The sequence below is a fragment of the Sphingomonas sp. PP-F2F-G114-C0414 genome, from assembly GCF_003688595.1.
GTDB lineage: Bacteria > Pseudomonadota > Alphaproteobacteria > Sphingomonadales > Sphingomonadaceae > Sphingomonas.
The window spans coordinates 15,921-36,763 of sequence record NZ_RCWT01000001.1; the positions used below are offsets into that span (position 1 = coordinate 15,921).

At 60.8% G+C, this 20,843-nt stretch carries 22 protein-coding genes; 14 read left to right on the top strand and 8 right to left on the bottom strand.

Annotated features, from left to right (window positions below; all coding sequences use genetic code 11):
• Positions 1 to 148: 148 nt before the first annotated feature.
• From C8J47_RS19045 to C8J47_RS00120, 3 genes are all read left to right on the top strand, one after another.
• Positions 149 to 514 carry an FKBP-type peptidyl-prolyl cis-trans isomerase gene (locus C8J47_RS19045; protein WP_056056305.1) on the top strand — a complete coding sequence of 122 codons (366 nt, stop codon included), beginning with the start codon at positions 149 to 151 and terminating at the stop codon, positions 512 to 514.
• 94 nt (positions 515 to 608) lie between these two features.
• Complete coding sequence (locus C8J47_RS00115; protein ID WP_056056303.1) at positions 609 to 806, top strand: hypothetical protein; 198 nt, start codon at positions 609 to 611, stop codon at positions 804 to 806.
• Complete coding sequence (locus C8J47_RS00120; protein WP_056056301.1) at positions 803 to 1,033, top strand: hypothetical protein; 231 nt, start codon at positions 803 to 805, stop codon at positions 1,031 to 1,033. Before C8J47_RS00115 ends, C8J47_RS00120 begins: the two co-directional genes overlap by 4 nt.
• Before the next feature lie 733 nt (positions 1,034 to 1,766).
• On the opposite strand, the gene C8J47_RS00125 is transcribed toward C8J47_RS00120, so the two are convergent.
• The 4 genes from C8J47_RS00125 to C8J47_RS00140 are packed head-to-tail and all read right to left on the bottom strand — an operon-like array spanning position 1,767 to position 4,957.
• Positions 1,767 to 2,531: an anti-sigma factor gene (locus tag C8J47_RS00125; RefSeq protein ID WP_056056297.1), complete on the bottom strand. Its 765-nt coding sequence runs from the start codon at positions 2,529 to 2,531 to the stop codon at positions 1,767 to 1,769.
• The gene (locus C8J47_RS00130) at positions 2,528 to 3,037 is read right to left on the bottom strand and encodes an RNA polymerase sigma factor (RefSeq protein ID WP_121883977.1); all 510 of its coding nucleotides are present in this window, start codon (positions 3,035 to 3,037) and stop codon (positions 2,528 to 2,530) included. The genes C8J47_RS00125 and C8J47_RS00130 overlap by 4 nt, the downstream gene beginning before the upstream one ends.
• Positions 3,037 to 4,551, bottom strand: coding sequence for a YncE family protein (locus tag C8J47_RS00135; RefSeq protein WP_121883978.1), 1,515 nt, complete (start codon positions 4,549 to 4,551; stop codon positions 3,037 to 3,039). The genes C8J47_RS00130 and C8J47_RS00135 overlap by 1 nt, the downstream gene beginning before the upstream one ends.
• A 1-nt stretch (position 4,552) precedes the next feature.
• Positions 4,553 to 4,957: a DUF305 domain-containing protein gene (locus C8J47_RS00140; protein ID WP_056056293.1), complete on the bottom strand. Its 405-nt coding sequence runs from the start codon at positions 4,955 to 4,957 to the stop codon at positions 4,553 to 4,555.
• A gap of 509 nt (positions 4,958 to 5,466) precedes the next feature.
• On the opposite strand from C8J47_RS00140, the gene C8J47_RS19050 reads away from it, so the two are divergent.
• Complete coding sequence (locus C8J47_RS19050; RefSeq protein ID WP_156364439.1) at positions 5,467 to 5,643, top strand: hypothetical protein; 177 nt, start codon at positions 5,467 to 5,469, stop codon at positions 5,641 to 5,643.
• A gap of 172 nt (positions 5,644 to 5,815) precedes the next feature.
• Here C8J47_RS19050 and C8J47_RS00145 read toward each other — a convergent pair whose 3' ends face one another.
• Positions 5,816 to 6,400, bottom strand: coding sequence for a recombinase family protein (locus tag C8J47_RS00145; RefSeq protein ID WP_121883979.1), 585 nt, complete (start codon positions 6,398 to 6,400; stop codon positions 5,816 to 5,818).
• A gap of 1,138 nt (positions 6,401 to 7,538) precedes the next feature.
• Here C8J47_RS00145 and C8J47_RS00150 point away from each other — a divergent pair.
• The 4 genes from C8J47_RS00150 (at position 7,539) to C8J47_RS00160 (ending at position 11,876) form a co-directional block, all read left to right on the top strand.
• Positions 7,539 to 7,976 (top strand): DUF202 domain-containing protein, encoded by a 438-nt coding sequence (locus C8J47_RS00150; RefSeq protein WP_056019268.1) that lies wholly within the window; start codon positions 7,539 to 7,541, stop codon positions 7,974 to 7,976.
• Between the two features lie 37 nt (positions 7,977 to 8,013).
• Positions 8,014 to 9,789 carry an SLC13 family permease gene (locus tag C8J47_RS00155; RefSeq protein ID WP_056019265.1) on the top strand — a complete coding sequence of 592 codons (1,776 nt, stop codon included), beginning with the start codon at positions 8,014 to 8,016 and terminating at the stop codon, positions 9,787 to 9,789.
• 16 nt (positions 9,790 to 9,805) lie between these two features.
• Positions 9,806 to 10,096 carry a hypothetical protein gene (locus tag C8J47_RS18775; RefSeq protein WP_183128970.1) on the top strand — a complete coding sequence of 97 codons (291 nt, stop codon included), beginning with the start codon at positions 9,806 to 9,808 and terminating at the stop codon, positions 10,094 to 10,096.
• 121 nt (positions 10,097 to 10,217) lie between these two features.
• Positions 10,218 to 11,876 (top strand): chloride channel protein, encoded by a 1,659-nt coding sequence (locus C8J47_RS00160; protein WP_243693493.1) that lies wholly within the window; start codon positions 10,218 to 10,220, stop codon positions 11,874 to 11,876.
• A 28-nt stretch (positions 11,877 to 11,904) separates the two neighbouring features.
• On the opposite strand, the gene C8J47_RS00165 is transcribed toward C8J47_RS00160, so the two are convergent.
• From C8J47_RS00165 to C8J47_RS00175, 3 genes are all read right to left on the bottom strand, one after another.
• Entirely contained in the window at positions 11,905 to 12,126 is a 222-nt protein-coding gene (locus C8J47_RS00165; RefSeq protein WP_056019259.1) for a hypothetical protein, read from the bottom strand.
• Positions 12,127 to 12,425: 299 nt separating this feature from the next.
• Positions 12,426 to 13,844 carry a YncE family protein gene (locus tag C8J47_RS00170; protein WP_121883980.1) on the bottom strand — a complete coding sequence of 473 codons (1,419 nt, stop codon included), beginning with the start codon at positions 13,842 to 13,844 and terminating at the stop codon, positions 12,426 to 12,428.
• The gene (locus C8J47_RS00175) at positions 13,841 to 14,344 is read right to left on the bottom strand and encodes a DUF305 domain-containing protein (protein ID WP_259467272.1); all 504 of its coding nucleotides are present in this window, start codon (positions 14,342 to 14,344) and stop codon (positions 13,841 to 13,843) included. Before C8J47_RS00175 ends, C8J47_RS00170 begins: the two co-directional genes overlap by 4 nt.
• A gap of 137 nt (positions 14,345 to 14,481) precedes the next feature.
• On the opposite strand from C8J47_RS00175, the gene C8J47_RS00180 reads away from it, so the two are divergent.
• From C8J47_RS00180 to C8J47_RS00205, 6 genes are all read left to right on the top strand, one after another.
• Complete coding sequence (locus C8J47_RS00180; protein WP_056056388.1) at positions 14,482 to 15,651, top strand: YncE family protein; 1,170 nt, start codon at positions 14,482 to 14,484, stop codon at positions 15,649 to 15,651.
• 46 nt (positions 15,652 to 15,697) lie between these two features.
• A complete protein-coding gene (locus C8J47_RS00185; protein WP_121883981.1) occupies positions 15,698 to 16,681 on the top strand; it encodes a malate dehydrogenase in 984 nt (327 codons plus the stop codon).
• A gap of 88 nt (positions 16,682 to 16,769) precedes the next feature.
• Positions 16,770 to 17,642 (top strand): LysR family transcriptional regulator, encoded by an 873-nt coding sequence (locus C8J47_RS00190; RefSeq protein WP_121883982.1) that lies wholly within the window; start codon positions 16,770 to 16,772, stop codon positions 17,640 to 17,642.
• The gene (locus C8J47_RS00195; RefSeq protein ID WP_056056383.1) at positions 17,639 to 18,790 is read left to right on the top strand and encodes a TDT family transporter; all 1,152 of its coding nucleotides are present in this window, start codon (positions 17,639 to 17,641) and stop codon (positions 18,788 to 18,790) included. The genes C8J47_RS00190 and C8J47_RS00195 overlap by 4 nt, the downstream gene beginning before the upstream one ends.
• Before the next feature lie 106 nt (positions 18,791 to 18,896).
• The gene (locus tag C8J47_RS00200; RefSeq protein WP_220683318.1) at positions 18,897 to 20,141 is read left to right on the top strand and encodes a molybdopterin-dependent oxidoreductase; all 1,245 of its coding nucleotides are present in this window, start codon (positions 18,897 to 18,899) and stop codon (positions 20,139 to 20,141) included.
• Between the two features lie 13 nt (positions 20,142 to 20,154).
• Positions 20,155 to 20,631: a hypothetical protein gene (locus C8J47_RS00205; RefSeq protein WP_031439129.1), complete on the top strand. Its 477-nt coding sequence runs from the start codon at positions 20,155 to 20,157 to the stop codon at positions 20,629 to 20,631.
• Positions 20,632 to 20,843 lie beyond the last annotated feature (212 nt).

Sequence of the window (20,843 nt, forward strand, 5' to 3'; positions counted from 1 at the left end):
GGCGGCGCTTCAAAAAGGGAAGCCGCGCGGTTCAGTACCTGCGCCGGTGAAGGCAAGCAGTGCTATCATCGCACTACCTTTGACTCCCATAGTGCCAAAGGGGCAGCGCTTGTGTTCGGCACGCGCGCCTACCGGGTTGGGATATACGATGCTGCGTCCCGGATCTGGCGCGAAGCCCACCCAAGGCGATGTCTCGCTAGTGAACTACATCGGCTACCTGGCAACGACTGGGGCAGTGTTCGATCAAGGGATGCGGTCCCCATTGCCGGTCAACGGCGTGATCGCGGGCTTCTCTCAAGGATTGCAGATGCTAGCCAAGAATGGCGTCGCACGGTTCTGTATTCCTGCGGCGATGGCCTATGGGTCGCAAGCGTCAGGCCCGATCCCGGCCAACTCCGATCTTGTGTTTCAGGTCGAGCTTTTGGACTTTAAAACTACCGCGGAGGTCGAGAGCATGAATAGGCCGCAGGCGGCCGAAGCGCCTGCACAGAAGGATGCCGTCCCACAGTCATAGTCAGTTCGGTTGCGTCTGAGTCCGATCCCAGGCTGCGTAATCGCGTTAGCTGATCTCACTGCCAATCCTGCGTTGACTCTGCTATCGATCGTGGATGCTCAAATTACGGATCAAGCGGCGTGCTGCCGTAGGTGGCCGCGCTGTCGATCGTCTCGCTGAGATCGAAGCCGCGGTTGCTGCACTTAAGGACGAGGACCTCCTCGATCTGGCGGATATCTTCTCGGGCGAGACGGTAACGACGTTGAAGGAAATGGCGTCTGCCGAAATGGCGAAACGGAACATCAGCTTGTGACCGCACGCAACCAGACGGAGTCGGCCATCTATCGGGTAAAGCTTACGCCCTTGCCGATGGTTATCGACGCAGACAACCAGCCGGTGCCGAATTCACATGTCGTCGAAATCAATTTCCCTGGCGATGCCATCGAAACGGCACTCGGCAAGGTAAACACTATTGTCGGTCCGGGGTTAGCCAAAATCATAGTCGACGACACGACCTTCCGGGGCGTGGCCCTATGCTAATTGCCGAGGACCGCTATGAAGCGGCTCGATAACAAGAGCGCGTGGCGATGAATTTGGGGAGCCCCCCGGAGTGGGTTTCGGTCTGTGCAAACTTGGGTGTGTTTGTAATAGCGCTTACGCTGCTGCGCGGCGCGCACGTTCGTGCTCAGAAAGGCGCCGCTCGCCGTCGGCCGTTGCCAGACTCAACTCGCTCCATAACCGCCCTCTTCATGTAAGCGTACCCATATACCTTTCACAGAAAGCCGTAAGGGCGCAGGCGCTAGTATACGCCGCATATGACTGCCAGCGGTCGTCCTTTATTTCATCTGCAAAATCGCAAACAGCTTTGCACGTGAAAGCAGTAGGCCGCGGGGACGAAGCCATCTGCGCGGCGGAGAAGACGCCAAATGCCTCCATTTCGACTGCGAGTAGTGAACGATGTTGTTGCTTGATACGTTCAATCGTGCTGCCATCTGCCAATACTGCCGAGCCACTTACCGAAGGGCCGACACGAACTTTCAATTCGGTCTCGGGCGCGTCTCGCCAATTATCCTTGAACGACGCTAAAAGGGCCTTATCCAAGCGTAACTGATCCCATTTACCACGAACGTTACTGGGCGATCTCAGATGACCGGCGAATGACAAGTGACAGCGCAATCGTGTCACAAACATTTCTATGGAAAACCGCTGCAATGCGATTACTCGGCCCTTACGGCCCCACCAGGGAGAAGTTCAGCTTCGATCTCCTGGAATCTCAGACACGTTGCGACTGGCGCCGCACCGTCTCTGCAACCGACTGGAGTTCTGTTGTTGGTCGGGCGGCAACGATGCTGAAGCCAACACCGCGATCAGCCCAACTCACCCGACCGAGGTCACCGTCCGCGCTCTCCGTCATGCGAGCGGCCTTATCGATCTCCATTGGGCGGGTCACTACAGCGAGCCGGGTTGACGAAGGACCGTCATAAAGAAACATCGCGGCAGGACCGTGCGGCGTTGCGACCAGACGGCCTCCGGCGAAGCGGTACCCTGCGGCGGCGAGGTCGGGGACGGCTACACGGCTACCGAGCCGTTTAGACGTCCAGCTGACAAGCTCGGCCTTAGCCTGGGGTCCAAACTCGGCCCCACGCTGCGCATCAACGGCATAAACCCGGTAATTGTCCGTCGCTTCCTGGGCCAGTGCACCGATGCCGGCACGCGGTGGTAGCGTCGAGTTGCGCATACCCCAACCGCCACCGAAACCGACCGCAAGTAGCAGTGCCGCGGCAATCGCCTGCCACCACTGCGGCCTCGTTTGATGGTGCGACACAATCGTGCCGACCCGCATCGCCGACGGGATCGGTTCGGTCGACACAGAGACGAACATGCCCGCAATGACGGCTCGGTGCTCCGCTTGCAGAGCGAGCCGTCGCGCGACATCTGGATTATCAGCGAGATATCCATCGACGATCGCATGCCGCTCTGGGGGCAGGCGGCGATCGACCCAAGCCATGAGATCGTCTTCGCCGATCGGGGTCGTCATTTTACTCTCCGCAATTTTGGACGTTCGCCAGCGCCGATCAGCTCAGACAGGCGATCCCGCCCCCGCGAAAGGCGCGACATGAGCGTGCCGGTCGGTACACCGAGGATGGCCGCAGCCTCCGCATAAGACAGGTCCTCTACCGACACGAGCAAGATCGCCGCACGCTGGTCTGCTGGCAAGATATCCAGTGCGCGCATGAGGTCGCTGTGTTCGATTCCTGTCGACTGTTCGGCCGGTACCGCAAGCACTGCGTCAGCGACCGTGTCGATTGCTACCAGCGTGCCACGCCGCGCCTGTCGCCTGCCATGGTCGACCAACAGATTGTGCAGAATCGCATAGAGCCAGGGGCGCACCGCGTCGCCATGACGCTTACGCCAAGATCCAACGGCTCGCTCGAGACAATCCTGCACGAGATCGTCCGCCGTCGCGGCATCTCGAAGCCAAGCGCGAGCATATCGTCGAAGACCAGGGATCAGGGGCTCGATCAGGGCTGCGCGTGCGTCCATCAGTCCTGCTGCATTTGCAAGACTGAGCCTGGAACACCGTCATTGCTTTCCGCCACCACCAGAAAGCGTCGCTCGGAAACCGTTTTAGCGGTGACGATCTGTCGGATCGGTCCGGAAACGTTGACGATCGCTGAGCCTGCGGGGTTCGTCATGAAATTTGCCAAGGGTTCGAGTTCCCCCGACCCGTCGGCTTTGCCGGCCAGTGCGAGAATATACGAACGCTTGGGTGCCAAGCCGGTCACCGATCCCTGTACCACCTGGATCAGGCCCTGATCGAACAGTGTGATACTCGTCGGGCTCGCTACCGCGTTGCCGGGCGCTGCAAGTATGAGGTGGGTGGCGTTCCCTGCCGTGCCGAGCGGCTGAAGATTGGCCGTGCCTGGACCATCGGGAACGGCGTTTGGAACGTAGGCGATCGCCTGCGGTGCCTGCCCAATGGGGATCGTACCGGTCACCACATTGCGTGCCGTATCGATGACCGCCAGCCTGTCGTCGTTCTCGAGCCCTACGTAGATGCGCTTGCCGTCTCCGGACGGCCAGATACCGTGCGGAAGCTTCCCGACGGGGATGGTCGCGACCTGACTGAAATCCTTGGTCCGGAATACTTTGACAAGGTTTAGACCGCCGACGGTCACATAGGCGAATTGCCCCTTAGATGTGACCGCAAAATTGACGTGATTTGTAATCGGACCGGTGTCGAGCACCTTCTGGATCGCAAAGGGGGGCTTGGCGTCGAAGGCGACCGTCTTGCCGACATCCTTGAGCGTGAACCATACCTGCTTGCCATCAGGGCTAGCCGAAATGTTCGGGCAAAATGGACTAGGTTGCTGCACCCTCCCCACTTCCTTGTGGGTCGCGACGTCGAACACCACCAACTCCGGGTTGAACGACGAGCATACATAGCCGTATTTTCCGTTGGGAGAGAATATGGTCATGCCGGGACCGCCAGGCGTCTTGATCCGGCTCGTCTCTTCGTACGTCTTCGGATCAAGCACCGAAATGTAGTCCTCGCCTCGGACCGTCGCCCACACTTCCTTGCCGTTGGGCGTGAAGAACGCTTCATGCGGGCTGCGGCCGATGTAGGTCGTATGCTTGACCGTGTTCGTTGCGGTATCGATCCAAGTGACAGAGTTGGAACCGATCGAGACGACCGCAAGGGTCTTGCCGTCCGGCGAGAAGCCGAGACCATGAACGAGCACCTGCCCTTTGTAGAGCGGGCTAAAATTACCAGGTTGCGGATCACCCAACTTGATGACGCCGAGCAAGGTGTTCGTCGACGGGTCGGTCACCGACACCGTGTTGGAGAATTGCTCCGCTGCATAGACCCGGTCGCCGCTGCTGACCTTTTGATTTTCGCGATCCCAAGGCGCCTGCCCGTGCTTCCCATCTGTCTGATCGGCTGCAGAGTCGTCAAAGACGATTGGGATGTCGAGTGCGGCTGGCGATGCCCAAACGCCCGGTTGCGCAGAAGCAACGCTGGCAAAACTCGCTGCCAATAGAAAAAGTCGCTTCATTTCAAGGCTCCATGTGCGGATGGGGGAGAGCAGACTGCTGCGTAGGAACTGGAGCAGAGGGCGGGAGCGGCTGGCCAAGCGCAAGGCGCATGGCGGCGATCTCCTGCTGCTGGTCGACGATAATCTCTTGCGCGATGCGTTTGAGTTGCTCGTTCTTGCCGTATCGAAGCTCTGCCACAGCCATGTCGATGGCACCCTGATGATGCGGCAGCATCATCGTCACGAAGTCCGCATCCACATTGCCCGACGGGGCGACCATCATGCCGGCCATCATCCGCTCCATCGCGGCGTTGACCTCGGTCAGATAAGGCTTCTCGTCATTCGCAACTGTCGCGAAGGCGGCACCGCCCCCGAAAGCAAGAGTAATGGCTATGGAAAATCGGGCCAATGATCGGATGGCAGGCAAGATGGTCTCCTACGCAGAGTCGGTATGTCAGCTTAGACGTCGCCACTCGGCAGTTTATTCCCGGTCACTTGATATTTTCGCGGATCGGGTGCCAGCGTTCTGATAAAGTGACGTTTGCCAGTGTATCTTTGTCTACGCTTGCCGACTTCAGTCATGCGCCCCTTCGAGGGGAATGGCCATATGCGAACGCCAAGCATTGGCACCAGATGCTACGATGAAAAAATACGGTTCGATAGCTGCGGACGCTTTGTTGGAAATAATCGGTGCGCAGCGCTGAGACCCGGTGAGGGCGGCGTTATAGTTTTTCAGATCTGGCTACTGCCTGAGCTTGGTGTAACGAGCGACCTAACAGAAAGTCGTTGAAGGCTGCCGGAGATGCGCATTTAGAGCCGAGGCGGTTCGTAATATGCACATAGTGCGAAGCTTACGCTCGTTCTTCATCCCGCTGTCATGACGACGACAATCGCAGGTTGGTACATTCATTAAGAAGCGAACCGACTGGAACAGCCATGACCGAGACGCAGGGCGATTTATTAGGCAGTGCGATCGTACTCCTCAGTACGGCTCTGTTGCTGGTAGCGGTGCATCGCGCCAGCTTGCCAGTGAATCGATCCCATGTCCGGTGGCTAGTTGCAATCAGCGTTGTTCTGTCCATCATTGGTGTCGCCACGGTGATCATCACCTGATGTTGTCCGGTAACGTCCGTTAAATGCTTAGCATTGAGGCAGAATAATAGCCTCAACTGCCCACATGCGATCCCTGCGCCGTCAAAGAGCCTGCAATCTGACACGCTTTGCGAACGATATTGGCGACAGCTTCCTCCTCGGCTTACCGGTCATAATAACAGGGGCGCGAAAATCAGGCCTTCGCCGAACCGGCCCAACCGATCCGCGCTAGGGTGCCAAGCAGGGTAGAGCGCGGCACCTTGAAGGTCCGGCAGACAGACGCCTTACTGGCTCCGCCATCCAGCGCAGCAGTGATCCGTTCAAGAGTTTCGGCGTCGATCATAGGTGGCCGCCCCCCTTGGCGTCCTCGACGTTTGGCAGCGGCTAGTCCCGCCATCACTCGTTCGCGCGTCAGCGCACGCTCATACTGAGCCAATGCACCGAACAGCGAGAACAGCAACTCGCCGTGCGGCGTGGTCGTATCCATCTGCTCGGTCAGCGATCGGAACGCGATGCCGCGCGCCTTCAGGTCGGTGACGATCGTCAGCAGGTGGGGCAGCGAACGTCCTAACCGGTCGAGCTTCCACACAACCAGCGTGTCGCCCGCGTTCAAATAGTCGAGGCATGCTTTCAGCCCAGGTCGATCGTCGCGAGCGCCCGATGCCTTGTCAGTATGGAGATGCCGATGATCAACGCCAGCTGCTACCAGCGCGTCACGTTGCAGGTCGACCGTCTGACGATCGTCGGCTGACGACACCCTCATATATCCGACCAACATGTACGACAAACCTTCGAAAGTACGTTCTCGCACACTTTACCAAAGCGATAGGGTTTGTCGATCATTATGGGTGGAGGTGGGTATGGTTCGGCGAAAGCGCAGGTCGGGGGTGTCGGCTATCATGTGTTTTCCGACACTGGCGGGGCTAGTCGGCGCTTAAAAACGGCAGGGCCGTTCACGCCCACACCCGGACGCTCGGGTTAGTAATTCGGAGTCCCGGTAGTAGTCATTCGTTCAGTGGGATTATGGGGAACTTTCCAGACATGAGTTGCAATCGGGGCGCTCGGGATTGGTAAAGCTGTCTAGTTACGGCCAATGGGCAAGCGCGGTAAAATGGATCGCAAAAGCGATTACGCTGATATAATCTGGCATCGGAGGTAAATGCAGAAATGGAAAGTAGCCGTCAGCTGGAGAGCATCGCCCTCGCAATTGCTCCAATGCTAGCGACTTCTGTATCCGAAGTATGGATCGTGGCAGAAGTTCATGACGACTGGATACAGAGGCGCTACGATGTCGTGTGCAACGGTAAGCTTGTTGAGGGGGTGGAAGGTGAGAGAACCATGAACCGATCCGTCAATGATGCTCTATCCGCCCTAAGGCGTGACATGCTTAAAGAGAGTCAGGAAGATTGGCATCATTGCACCTATGTTTTGAGGTCTGACGGAATCTTCAAAATGGAGTTCGATCGTAGCAGACCGCCGAGCGTGTGAATGTAACGATAGATACTCCTGTAAAAGGAGGCAGCGCCACAGAATGTCGGCTATCGCCAGCACCTTCCCGAAAGCCGCCGTTCCGCTTTCCTGCCCAACCCGGACATTCCCGAAATTCGATCCAGACCGTGCGAAAACTCACCGCCGCCCCCGATACAGACGTGATGCTCGAAACATAACGTCGCCAGATATGGCTGCGACGCAAGATAGCCAATCACCTGGCAACCGACACGCAGCTATATTAGTACGCTACATTCGGGGTTGGAGTTTTCGCACGGTCTGGATCGTTTTCGAGAAAGGTTTCGTGCCGCAACCAGCCGGTTTTGACACCTGTGAAGGCGGGGGATCTGCTAACCTCGATAACTTATTCGGCATGATCCTTTTTAACATTCGATGTGCTGAAAGCGTGTGGGTATCGTTGATCATCCATGGCCAACGAACGACTGTCATTGACCCGTGATTTCAACGGCCCATTCGTTCACGGTGCGGACCGGTTGGAGCATAGCGCCAAGCAGCAAGCAGATAGCGCCGATCGGCGCACGGAGCTTGCTGCCGATCGAACAGTCATGGCAGCGGAGCGCACCTACGCAGCCTGGGTCCGTACCGGGCTTGCCGCTCTAGCCGCAGGAATTGGCGCCCGCGCATTGCTTGAGAACATCGTGCCCGGCTGGCTTGCCGGTGCGACCGCAACCGTCCTGATCCTGTTCAGCGGCTTCTGCTTCGTTGCAGCGGTCTGGCGTGAAATGATTCCTATCGCCCCACCGCGGCCCGACACTCAGCGACTGCCGGCTTGGTTGCTGATCTCTGTGAACGGCTTCCTAGCGATTGCCGTCTTGGCGGCACTCGTCGGGATTTGGCTGCAATAACCGGCGTGACTATCGCCATTTTACGGATTCTGCTTGCATGACCACGCCGCAACTTATGTCGATTGGCCTGCTGATTGGCATGATGGGCCTCTTTCTTTGGGGCCGATTTCGCTATGATGTCACGGCCATCATCGCCCTGCTTGCCGGGCTGTCGCTGGGATTGGTGAAGCCCAAAGCGGCATTTACTGGCTTTTCCGATGACATCGTTATCATCGTTGGATCGGCGCTGGTGATCTCATCGGCAATGCAGCGTTCCGGCCTAATCGAGAGCGCGCTCGGGATACTGGCGCGGCGCGTGACACGCGTCCGGTCGCAACTCGTGGTGCTGACTACGGCAGTCGGGGTATCGTCCGGGCTCGTAAAGAACGTCGGTGCCTTGGCTATGCTGATGCCGGCAGCCGTGCAGACGGCGAAGAAATCGGACACTAGCCCCTCGGTGTTCCTGATGCCGATGTCGTTCGCTTCGCTCCTTGGCGGGTTGATGACCCTCGTTGGTACGTCGCCGAATATTATTGTCAGCAGAGTACGAGAGCAGATGACCGGTGAGCCGTTCGGCATGTTCGATTATCTGCCAACGGGGCTGGGCCTGCTTGTGGTCGGCCTCATTTTCCTGCGTTTCGGCTACCGCCTCCTGCCCAGGGAACGCCGCGCAGCGCCGACCATGGGCGAAGCTCTAAACATCACGGACTATGTCACTGAGGCGACCATCCAAGACGGATCGCCCGCTGTCGGCGAAACGGTTGAGTCCTTCATCGACCGTCATGATAATGAGGTGACGATCGCCAATGTTGTCCGTGACGATGTGCGCACGAGCATTACGGCCGAGTTCCTTCTGGCTGCCGGCGACACGCTGATCTTGGGCGGTGACCCGGATACGCTTGAGCGTGTCATTGCGGGTGACCACCTAGCACTTGCCGGACAGCATCGTGACCTACCGGAAGGCAGCGAAGATGATGAGGTTGGCGTCATTGAGGCGGTCATCACCACCGGCTCCGTGTTGGTCCGCCAGTCCGCTGGACGACTGCGGCTTCAGCAACGCTATGGCGTCAATCTCATCGCGGTATCGCGCGCCGGCAAACGGCTGACCAAGCAGCTCAGCGAGACCGTCTTGCGCGCCGGCGATGTCATTGTTCTTCAAGGACCCCTCACACTCTTGCCGGAACGCATGCGTGACCTCGGTACGCTGCCGCTGGCAGAGCGTGCCCTGCGTCTGGGAAGTTCGAAGCGTCGCTTCCTACCACTTATCATCCTCGCGGTGGCGATGACCGTAACCGCGACCGGCTATGTGCCTGTGGCCGTCGCCTTCTTCGCCGCTGCCGGTCTAATGATGGCGACCGGAGCGCTACCGCTGCGAGATGCCTATGATGGCGTCGAATGGCCAATTCTCATCATGCTGGGCGCGCTCATTCCGGTCAGTGAAACCCTGCGCACCACCGGCGCGTCGGATGTACTCGCGACCTCGCTTGCCCATCTGGCGGCCTCCTTGCCGCCATGGGGCGCGGTCGCCCTGATCCTCGTAGCGGCGATGGCTGTGACGCCGTTTCTCAACAATGCCGCGACGGTCTTGGTGATGGCGCCAATCGCGGCGGTGTTCGCGCATGACCTCGGATATCGCCCCGAAGCCTTCCTCATCGGGACCGCTATCGGGGCAGGATGCGATTTCCTGACGCCGATTGGGCATCAGTGTAACACCTTGGTTTTTGGTCCTGGGGGCTACCGCTTCAGCGATTACGCCCGGCTGGGCGCACCACTATCGGTTCTGGTGGTCTTGGTTGGTACGCCTCTAGTGATGTGGACTTGGCCACTGCACTGATCGCCGGGTACTGTTGATGGGCAGCATGGCCAAGCCGCAGGCGTTCGAAGATACTGAATGGCGTCCGTGGCGAGGAAGCGTACCGGGCGGCTCGGAAGGTTGTGGCACCGCAGATGTAGCAGGCGTAGGCGGCTTCATGCGTTTTTTCCACTCGCGGGCAGCCATGCCCGTTCTCATCGTCCTACTGCTTGCAACAATCACGGCAGCTGGACTGGCGACGTCTTGGACGCTGTCGATTGTGATGTGGCTTTCGAGCGCCGTTCTCGCCGCAGCCCTGTTTGCAACCTTGATGCAGGACGCCGACTGACATGGCTTCAGCGCCACTGATCGATAGCGCAGCTAGTCCACCTGGATCTGGTCGGGTGGCGCCATCGTGGCTCCGTAAAGCTTTTCGATCCAGCGAAGCTGCACTCATCGTGCTGGCCATCATGATCGGCAGTGCAGCCGGATTGCTTAGTGTCGTCCAGGGTACGCTCGCACAGGCGATGCAGCATCTGCTTTATGCCTTGTCGCCGGATGAAAGGCTGAGTGCGGCCACGACGATCCCTTACCTTGCTCTACTTGCCCTGCCGGCTGGTGGAGCCGTCCTCGCACTCTTCTCTTGGGTTACTCATGCTCGCCGGCGCCGGATGGTCGACGCTGTAGAGGCGAACGCCCTTCATGGTGGTCGCATGTCATGGTCCGACAGCCTCGTTATCTCCGGGCAAACGATCCTTTCCAACGGCTTCGGTGCGTCTGTGGGGCTTGAGGCGGCGTATGCGCAGTTGGGAGGGCTCGTCGCCTCGCTCAGCGGCAACTGGTTTGCGTTACGCAGGTCCGATCTGCGCATCTTGGTCGGCGCCGGAACGGGCGCCGCCATCGCAGGTGCATTCGGGGCTCCATTAGCTGGGGCCTTCTATGCCTTTGAGATCGTAATCGGGGCCTATACGATATCAGCGCTGGCACCTGTCGCTGCGGCGTGCCTGGCGAGTGTCCTTGTGGCGCAGGCGTTTGGTGCTCAACCGTATCTGGTTGCGGCTAATGCAGGCGAACAGATCGAGACGTTCCACTACCTTCTCTACGCCGGTCTTGGGGCCTGTGCCGCTGGCGCTGGTATACTGCTGATGCGGGCTGTTGCGGAGATGGAAGCAGCTACACGCAAACTGCCGATACCCTCGATTTGCCGGCCGATATTGGGCGGTCTTCTGCTCATCCCTCTGGCGATGCTCACGCCGCAAATTCTCTCTGCTGGTCACGGCGCCCTCCACCTCAATCTTGAAGCCGAGGTATCGCTGCGCTTCCTCGCCGCCATCTTCGTCGTCAAGTGCGCGGCCTCCATCATCTCACTTGGCTTTGGCTTCCGCGGTGGCCTGTTCTTCGCATCCTTGTTCTTGGGCAGCCTGCTGGGTCACCTGTTTGCTGGTTCACTCGAATGGATTGTCGGATCGCCTGTGATCGACCCGCACAATGCGGCCCTGGTGGGGATGGCCGCATTAGCGGTCGCCGTAGTTGGCGGGCCGATGACGATGGCGATGCTAGTCCTTGAGGCGACCCACGACTTCTCCCTTGCCGGCGCGGCCATTGCAGCATCGCTGGTCTCGTCCACCATCGTCCGCGAGCTGTTCGGCTATTCCTTTTCTACGTGGCGCCTGCATCTCCGGGGCGAAACCATCAAAAGCGCCCGCGATGTCGGCTGGGTCAGAACGCTTACAGCGGGCAAGATGATGCGACGTGTCGAAAGGGCTACGCCGTGCAACACGACGATCGCCGAGTTTCGTCGGGCGTTTCCGCTTGGTTCCACAAGTCGGGTCCTACTAGTCGATGACCACGAAAATTATGGCGGTATCGTACAGACTGCCAGTGCATTTGCCGAAGAGGTCGATCAGAAGGCACCGATCGGGTCGCTGGCGATCCACACGGGTCTCGCCCTTACGCCGGATTCAGACATCAGAAGCGTCATGACTACGTTCGATACCGAAGGTGCGGACGAACTGGCGGTAGTTGGAAGCGACGGGGCAGTTCTCGGCATCCTCTCCGAGAGCTATGCGCGACGCCGCTACGCAGAGGAATTGGACAAGGCGCAACGTGAGTTGTTTGGAGAAAGCTGACCAGCCGGCACGCAGCAAACGCTTCGTCCTACCGGTCTCGCTTAAGCCGGGCTTCGATTTTGACCCAGAACATGCCGCATCGCAGACCCATTCCGGCGAGTTGGGCGCCATGTACTGACATCAGCTCCGCACCGCGGCGAAACTGTTCAACCGGCACGGATATGGCGACGAACAGCCCGGCGTAGAGCAGCTGCGACATGATCGAGTGGATCACGACGGCGACCCCCAGCACTATCAGGCGGGCAGGCACGGAAGGCCGATGCGGCGCCGGATCGGGGCCTGTAATGAGCTAGGCGTAAAGGCATCCTGCTGCGACGAAATGGAAGTGCACCAGGTAGTGGAGCGCACCTGCCCTCTCTAAAGCAGCCAGTCCGCTTTCCTTCCCATTGTCGGCATTCAGCGGCCCGATATGTAGAAAACCCAGTCGTAATCACCATTGTGCGACAAACAAGTGCTTTCCGACACTCTCGAGACGTCGTGTCGACCTAGCCCAGCGTCATGCCGAATATACCGGACACGGACAGCGGGGCGCAGGTTTCACCGGAATCCTCATTTTTGCACCTGAACGACAGCGCCCGGCATCATCGGGTCGCCCGGAGCAATGACGAGGTAACGGCGCATGTCGCCTTTCGCGTCGCTGACGATCTGGCGGAGCGGTCCGAGCGTGTTTACTATCGCGCCGCCCGCCGGATTGGTCATGAACTTCGCCAGAGGCTGGATCACGCCGCTGCCGTCAGCGTGGGAGGATAATCCAAGGACATAGGGCATCTTTGGGCTGAGGCCCGCAACCGCCGCCTGCAAAATCTGGACCTGGCCTTGATCGAACAGCGTGACCTGGCTGCGCCCAGTCCCGGATAGAGTCAGCTGGATCTTCATGCCGGCCTGCGCGAGCGGCACCAGGTTTGCACGGCCATCGCCTACCGGCACCGCGCCGGGAACATATGCCACGCCTTGCGGCCCCTGACCGATTGGAATCGTCGCGATGACGGTGTTGCTTGCTGTGTCGATCGCCGCGACCGCATCGGCGTTCTCCAGCCCGACATACATCCGCGTGCCGTCGCCCGACGGCCATAGGCCGTGCGGGAGCGCGCCGACCGGGATGCTCGCCACCTGCACGAAGTCAGTGGTGCGGAACACCTTCACGACATTCTCGGTGCCGACCGTCACAAAGGCGAACTGGCCATTCTTATTGCGGGCGATATTGACGTGGTTGGTGATCGCGCCGGTATCGAACGTCTTGAGCACTGCGAAGGGTGGCTTGGCGTCGAACACCATGACCTTGCCGACGTCCTTGAGCGTCAACCAGACCTGCTTACCGTCGGGCGTCGCGGCGATGTCAGGGCAGAACGGGCTCGCCTGCTTGACGCGACCGACGATCTTCTTCGAGGCGGTGTCGATCACAACTGTCTCGGGCGAGAAGCTCGAACAGACGTAACCGTATTTCCCGTTTGGCGAAAAGATCGTCATGCCGGGGCCATTAGGAACGGGGATGCGCGTGGTCGGCGCGAAGGTCTTACCGTCGAGCACCTGGATATAATCCTCGCCGCGCACCGCGACCCAGACTTCGCGACCGTCGGGGCGGAAGAACGCTTCGTGCGGCGATCGGCCCACATAGGTCGTGTGCTTCACGGCATTGGTCGCAGTGTCGATGAACGTCACCGAGTTCGAGCCGATCGATATTACCGCCAGCGTCTTGCGATCGGGCGAGAAGCCCATGCCGTGCACGAGCAGCTGCCCCTTGTAGAGCGGGCTGAGATTGGCCGGGGTCTGGTCGCCGAGCTTGATGACGCCGAGCAGCGTGTTGGTCGACGGATCGATCACCGACACGGTGTTGGAGAACTGGTCCGAAGTGTAGAACCGGTCGTTCGCGCTAACAGGGATGTCGGGGGTCGCGTTCGGTACCTGCTGCGCAAATGCCGGGGCCGAAAAAGACAGGGCAGCACAGGCGGTTAAGGTAAAACGCTTCATGGACGGTCTCCGTGATGGGGGTGACCGGTCGCGGTCGGTTCGGTGTGAGGCAGCAACGCGCCGCCTTCGGATAGGATGCCCTGCATCACCGCGATTTCCTGACGCTGTTCGACGATGATTCCCTGGGCGAGCCGGCGCAGGCGTTCATCCTTGCCGAACCGCAGTTCGACTTCGGCCATGTCGATCGCGCCCTGATGATGCGGGATCATCATTTTGGCGAAGTCGCGATCGGGATCGCTCGAATAACCGGTCATCATCGCGCCGTGCATCCGCGCCATCGCCGCATCCATTGCGGACGCGAAACCGTCCGTTTGCGCTAAAGCACCCGTCGATACGGACACGGCTATCGCCGTTAGCAAAGCCGTGCGAAATTTCATCGTCATGCCTTTAGTGTTCCCATTTATGACACGCGAGCGATCAACGCCGAGCGTGACAGCGTAATGATCGCGGCGCAGCCGTCGATCCAACGCATAAGCATGGTTGTTCTGATCATCTAACAAGAACGGTAGGCGATCTATGATCGCGTTTTCGTATTGAAACCATCGCGACCATGCGTTGGACGCAGGGGACATATCGGTCGATCTAACGGCATCGGACTGGCACGATCACCCGCCGGATCCGCGATAAGGATCAAACGATGAAAGCTGCGATCGTTTTGGTTGCCGCGATGTTGGCCTCCGTAGCGCCAGTCCCGGTGATCGCTCAGGCCTATTGGGCTGCACCTGCGGCGGACGACTTTCCCTACGATATCAAGGCGGTTCAGGCACCGTGGTCGAAGGCTGATATCGACCTCAGCCATCATGACCGGATCTATGTGTCTGACCCTACATCGACGAAGATCGTTGTCATCGATCCTGCAGCGGGCAACGAACTGGGACGCATCGACCTCGCCAAAAGCGCGATAGCTGAGCCCAGCTTTTCCAGCCCCAGAGTCCAGCACCTGGCTGCAACGCGTGACGGGCGGACCCTGGCGGTATCGGCATCAGCGCAGCACAGTGTGACGCTCGTAGATCTGGCCACGAACACGGAACGAGGCCGGACCGTGTTCCAGACGTCGCCTACCGCCGTCGCGTTTACGCCCAATGGGCACGAACTCTGGGTTTCGCTCGGCGATGAACATGCCATCGCGGTCGTGGATCCTAAGACCGCGCGGGAGATCACCCGCGTACCAGCAAGTGGCGGAGCGGGCGCGACCATCCTGTCGCCAAACGGACGCTATGCCTTTGTATCGCTTACTGAAAGGCCGTCCATCCTGGTTGTCGACGTCGAGGATCGGCGCGTCGTCGGACACGTTGCCAGCAACGGTGCAGGTGCGGGAGCAATCGCGGTCTCGCCAGATGGCAAACAGATCTGGGCAACACGCCGCGAGAGCGGCACGACCACGGTCTTTGCTGCCAAACCGCCGTTTGCGGTACACGAAGTGATAAACACTGGTCCAGCGACGGGCGCGGTCAACTTCGCCCAGCGCGCAGACGATTCCTTTGCCTATGTCAGCGTTGGCGGCGATCAACCTGCAATCAAGGTCTATAGAACCGACAGCCTGGAGGCTGTGGCAACCGTCCCGCTACAAGCGGCTCCGAGTGCGGTTTGGCCGTCGGGCGATGGTACGAGGATCTATGCCAGCCTGGCCGGAACCAACAAGGTCGCTGGGATCGACACGCTGACGTACACCACCGTGTCGACGATCCCGATCAGTACGGATGCGCAAAGCCTGATCTACGTTCCTGGTGCCGTAAGATCAGGAAAAGGTCTCGCCAATCTGGTGCCATCCGGGCGCGATGCGGCGCTTGCCCTGGCGGCGCGTTAATCGGTCTCACACCGTCTGTAATCTTCCAACGAAAGCCCTTTCCAAAATGACCAAGCCCCCCGTCAGGATCGCGATCAGCGGTGCCGCAGGACAAATTTGCTATTCGCTGCTCTTCCGGGTCGCGCAGGGTGACGTGTTCGGACCGGACCAGCCCGTTATCCTTCAACTGCTCGACGTGCCGCAGGCGCTGGACGCAGTACGCGGCGTGGTCATGGAACTGGAGGATTGCGCGTTTCCGCTGCTGGCAGATGTGATCATTACTGATGATCCGATGGTGGCTTTCAAGGACATCGATGCGGCCATGCTGGTCGGGTCTCGTCCCCGCTCGAAGGGCATGGAGCGCCGTGATTTGCTCGCTGCCAACGCAGCGATCTTCAAGACGCAGGGCGCAGCGCTGGACGCAGTGGCCAAACGCGACGCCAAGATCCTGGTCGTCGGCAATCCCGCCAACACAAATGCCTGGATCCTTGCGCAAAGCGCGCCGGGTTTCCCTGCCGAAAACATCACGTCGATGATCCGCCTCGATCACAATCGCGCGCAGGGACAGCTTGCGGCCAAAGCGGGTGTCGGTGTCGATGCGATTACAAAGCTCGTCGTCTGGGGAAACCATTCGCCGACGATGTTTGCCGACTGGGGGAATGCCGAACTCGATGGCCAAAAGCTTGCCGACCGTATCGGAAACGAGGCCTGGTACCGCGAGACCCTGATCCCCACCGTTGCGCAGCGCGGCACCGAGATCATCGAAGCACGGGGTGCGTCCTCGGCCGCATCGGCCGCAAATGCGGCGATCGACCATCTGCGCGATTGGGTGCACGGCGCAGGCGACAATTGGGTGTCGATGGGCGTGGTGTCAGACGGCTCCTACGGTATCCCGCAAGGGCTGGTGTGCGGCGTGCCGGTGCTCTGCAAAAGCGGTGGCTATGGGCGTATCGAAGGACTGATCCTCGATCCATTCCAGCGAACGATGCTCGATCGCACGATTGCCGAACTGGTCGATGAACGTGAGGCGGTTATCGACATTCTGAAATGACCAATCTGTAATTATGATTGAAACGACCATAATATTTGGTTGGTGCGATTGATCTCCTTTCCCTATCATTGGGGCAAGGAGATCGGGCATGACCCTGGAACAACTCAGGATTTTCGTCGGTGTCGCAGAGCGCGAGCACATGACGCGCGCTGCCGAAGCGCTCAATGTGACGCAGTCGGCCGCAAGCGCTGCCATCGCCGCGCTAGAAGCGCGGCACGGCGTGCCGCTGTTCCACCGGGTCGGCCGTGGGATCGAACTGTCCGAAGCGGGCCGTATGTTTCTGGTCGACGCACGCGCAGTGCTTGGCCGTGCTGCCAGTGCAGAACTTGCATTGGCCGAATATGCCGGACTGGAGCGCGGCACACTGCGGCTGGTCGCGAGCCAGACGATCGCGGGCTATTGGCTACCCCGCCAGCTGGCGGCGTTTCATGCGCGCTACCCGTCCATCACGATAGAACTGGCGATCGACAACACGGAAGGGGCCGCGGCGCGCGTGCTCGACGGTGCAGTCGAGCTTGGCTTCGTCGAGGGTATGATCGACGAGCCCGCGCTCGCGCATTGGACCGTCGCGAACGACCGCATGGTGCTGGTGAGTGACCGCGCTGCCGACACGATCGACGAGGACTGGATCCGGACCGCGCGCTGGATCGTCCGCGAGCAGGGATCGGGCACGCGCTCGTCGTTCGAGGAGGTGTTGCGCCAGCGCGGCGTCGATCCGTCGGACCTTACCATAGCGCTGACCCTGCCATCGAACGAGGCGGTCCGCAGCGCGGTCGAGGCCGGCGCGGGCGTCGCGGTGCTGTCGCAGCATGTCGTCGCACCTGCAATCGCGGCCGGCACGTTGCACGATCTGCCGCTCGGTCTGCCGCGGCGTCCATTCTACGCGCTGCGGCACAAGGAGCGCTATCGTACCCGGGCGGCCGACGCGCTGACCGATCTCATCAAGGAGACTGGGAAGTGACTGCCGATCTGAAACCCGTTCTCGATGGTCTGAAGCCGCTCAGCCGGCTTGATTCTCCGCGCGAGATGATCCGCCAGTTCACCCCCAACTGGTTCGCCGCTACGATGGGCACGGGCATCCTCGCGCTGGCCTTGCCGCAGGTGCCGGGCGTCGGCGCATCGCTGCACCCGGTCGGCGAGGCGTTGTGGTATTTCAACATCGCGCTCTTCACGCTGTTCGCCGGGCTCTACACCGCGCGCTGGACGATGTTCGGGCACGAGGCGCGTCGGATCTTCGGGCACAATACCGTGTCGATGTTCATCGGCACGATCCCGATGGGCCTCGCGACGATCATCAACGGGTTCCTGGCGTTCGGCCTGCCGCGGTTCGGCGCCGGCGTTATCCCGATCGCCGAGACATTGTGGTGGATCGACGTCGCGATGTCGCTCGCCTGCGGTGTAGCGATCCCCTACCTCATGTTTACCCGGCACGAACATTCGCTCGACGGCATGACCGCGGTGTGGCTCCTGCCAGTGGTCGCGGCCGAGGTCGCAGGCGCGAGCGGAGGCCTGCTCGCACCGCATCTGGCGGACGCGCACCACCAGTTCGTGGTGCTGGCGACCTCCTTTGTCCTCTGGGCGTATTCGGTGCCGGTCGCGTTCGGCATCCTCGCGATCCTCATCCTGCGGATGGCGCTGCACAAGCTGCCGCACGAGAGCATGGCCGCATCGAGTTGGCTCGCACTAGGCCCGATCGGCACCGGTGCGCTCGGGATGCTGGTGCTCGGCAGCGACGCGCCCGCGATCCTCGCCGCCAACGGCCTCGGCCAGATCGGCGCGGTAGCGCAGGGGATCGGCACGATCGCCGGGCTGCTGCTCTGGGGCTTCGGCCTGTGGTGGCTGGCGCTCGCGACGCTGATCACGATCCGCTACTGGCGCGCGGGCATTCCGTTCAACCTCGGGTGGTGGGGCTACACCTTCCCGCTCGGCGTCTACACGGTCGCCACCTTCAAGCTCGGCACGACGCTCCAGCTCGGCTTTTTCGGGATCGTCGGCACCGTCCTTACCATCGCGCTCGCAGCGATGTGGCTGCTGGTCGGCGCCAAGACGGTCACAGGCGGCTGGCGCGGAAACCTGTTCGTGTCGCCCTGCATCGCCCAAGCCAATTGATGGGCCGAACTGATCGTCCTGCCGGATCGAACCGGCGCATCCGATCGACCCGTACCGGGCAGACCGTCGGACGGATCGCGCATAAGAGCATGACATCGAAGGGAGAATGCTGGTGGACAGCCTGGATATGAAACTGGCGCAGGCGACGAACCGCCGTCGCTTTCTCGCAGAGGCTGCGATCGGCAGCGGCGCGTTGATCGCCGCACCCGCGCTGGCGCAGAGCATTGTCGATCTGCACCTGCCTGGCGGTCCGTCGGAACGACCGATGACCAGTGCGTTCCCTGGCAAGGGCAACATGATCCTCCAGCGTATCCACCCGCCTTTGCTGGAAACGCCGATGAGCGTGTTCAATGGCGACGTCTTCACGCCAAACGACCAGTTCTTCGTCCGCTGGCACTGGGCTGACATCCCCACCGCGATCGATGTCGAGGCGTTCCGGATCAAGGTGCACGGCGCGGTCACGCGGCCGCTGTCAATCTCGCTCGCGCAACTGCTGAAGTTGCCACGCGTCGAGCTGGCGGCGATCAACCAATGCTCGGGCAATTCGCGTGCGCTGTTCCAGCCGCCCGTTGCCGGTGCGCAGTGGCGTCACGGGGCCATGGGCAACGCCAAATGGCTCGGCGTGCGCCTGCGCGACGTGCTCGACATCGCCGGCGTGAAGCCGGGCGCGGTTGCAGTGCGGTTCGGTGCGCTCGACCAGCCGGTGGTCGCGGGTGGACCGGATTTCGCCAAGTCGCTGTCGATCGACCACGCACGCGACGGCGAAGTGATGCTCGCCTTCGGGATGAACGGCGAACAGATGCCGCTCCTCAACGGCTTCCCGGTCCGGCTGATCGTACCCGGCTGGTATTCGACCTATTGGGTCAAGATGCTGAACGACATCGAGGTGCTCGCCGCGCCCGACGACGGTTACTGGATGGCCAAGGCGTACAAAATCCCTGACACTCCAGGCGCGAACGTGCGGCCGGGCCAGAAGGATTTCCCGGCCGTTCCGATCAACAAGATGATCCCGCGCAGTTGGGTCACGAGCCTCGACGAAGGGCAGGTGATCGCGTTCGACCGGTCGATCCCGCTGGGCGGCATTGCGATGGGGGGCGATTGCGGCGTCGCCAAGGTCGATGTGTCGACCGACAACGGCAAGACCTGGTACAAGACGACGCTCGGCCCCGATCACGGCAAATACAGTTTCCGCCGCTGGGACGCGCAGGTGCCGCTCACGCATGCGGGCCCGACCAGGCTGATGTCGCGCTGCTGGAACACCGCCGGCATCGCGCAGCCGATGACGCCGATCTGGAACCCGGGCGGGTTCATGCGCGGCAACATTGAAACCACCAACATCGTCGTCGGCTGAGGAGCGCTCCCCCATGAAAACGCCTTCCATCGGCACGCTGTCGTTTGGGTTCGTCGGCGCGACCGTCGTTCTGCTACTTGCGATCGGTGCCCCGAACAGCCGCATAGCCCCGCCGCCTGCCGCCCCGGCCGCACCACCGCCGCCAAGCGTTTCGGCGCGCGGCTTCTCGCTGGCGTCCACCTCGGTCGATCTCCCGACCGACGAAGGGCAATATCCGGCTGGTCCGCATGCGGACGTCATCAACGCCAACTGCACCTCGTGTCATTCGGCGAGCATGGCGCTGAACCAGCCGCCACTCTCTTCCGACCAGTGGACCGCGGAGGTCACCAAGATGCGCGAGGTCTACAAGGCTCCCGTTGCACAGGCTGACGTGCCGGCGATCGTCGCTTATCTGACCGCCATGAGCGCAAAGCAGCCGGGTGCCGCGAAGGGCAAGGCGCAAGACCCCGATCCGAAGGCTGCGCCCGACGTATCGGGGGGATCAGGCTAAGCCCATCAACTCACGACACGCGGTTCTGCGCGCGAAGTGCTGTGCGGCGTGGCCTCCGGGGGAGGGCGTCGACGCCAATCGAAACACTGCTCGCGCCCTGCGCGTTCGCAGGTGTGCCATGTGGCACACCTTACGCGAGAATCGTCACCGGCAGGGCCGAGACGCCGGCACGATGGCTCGGTCGGCACGCCCAGCGGGCCGATAGAGCCGTG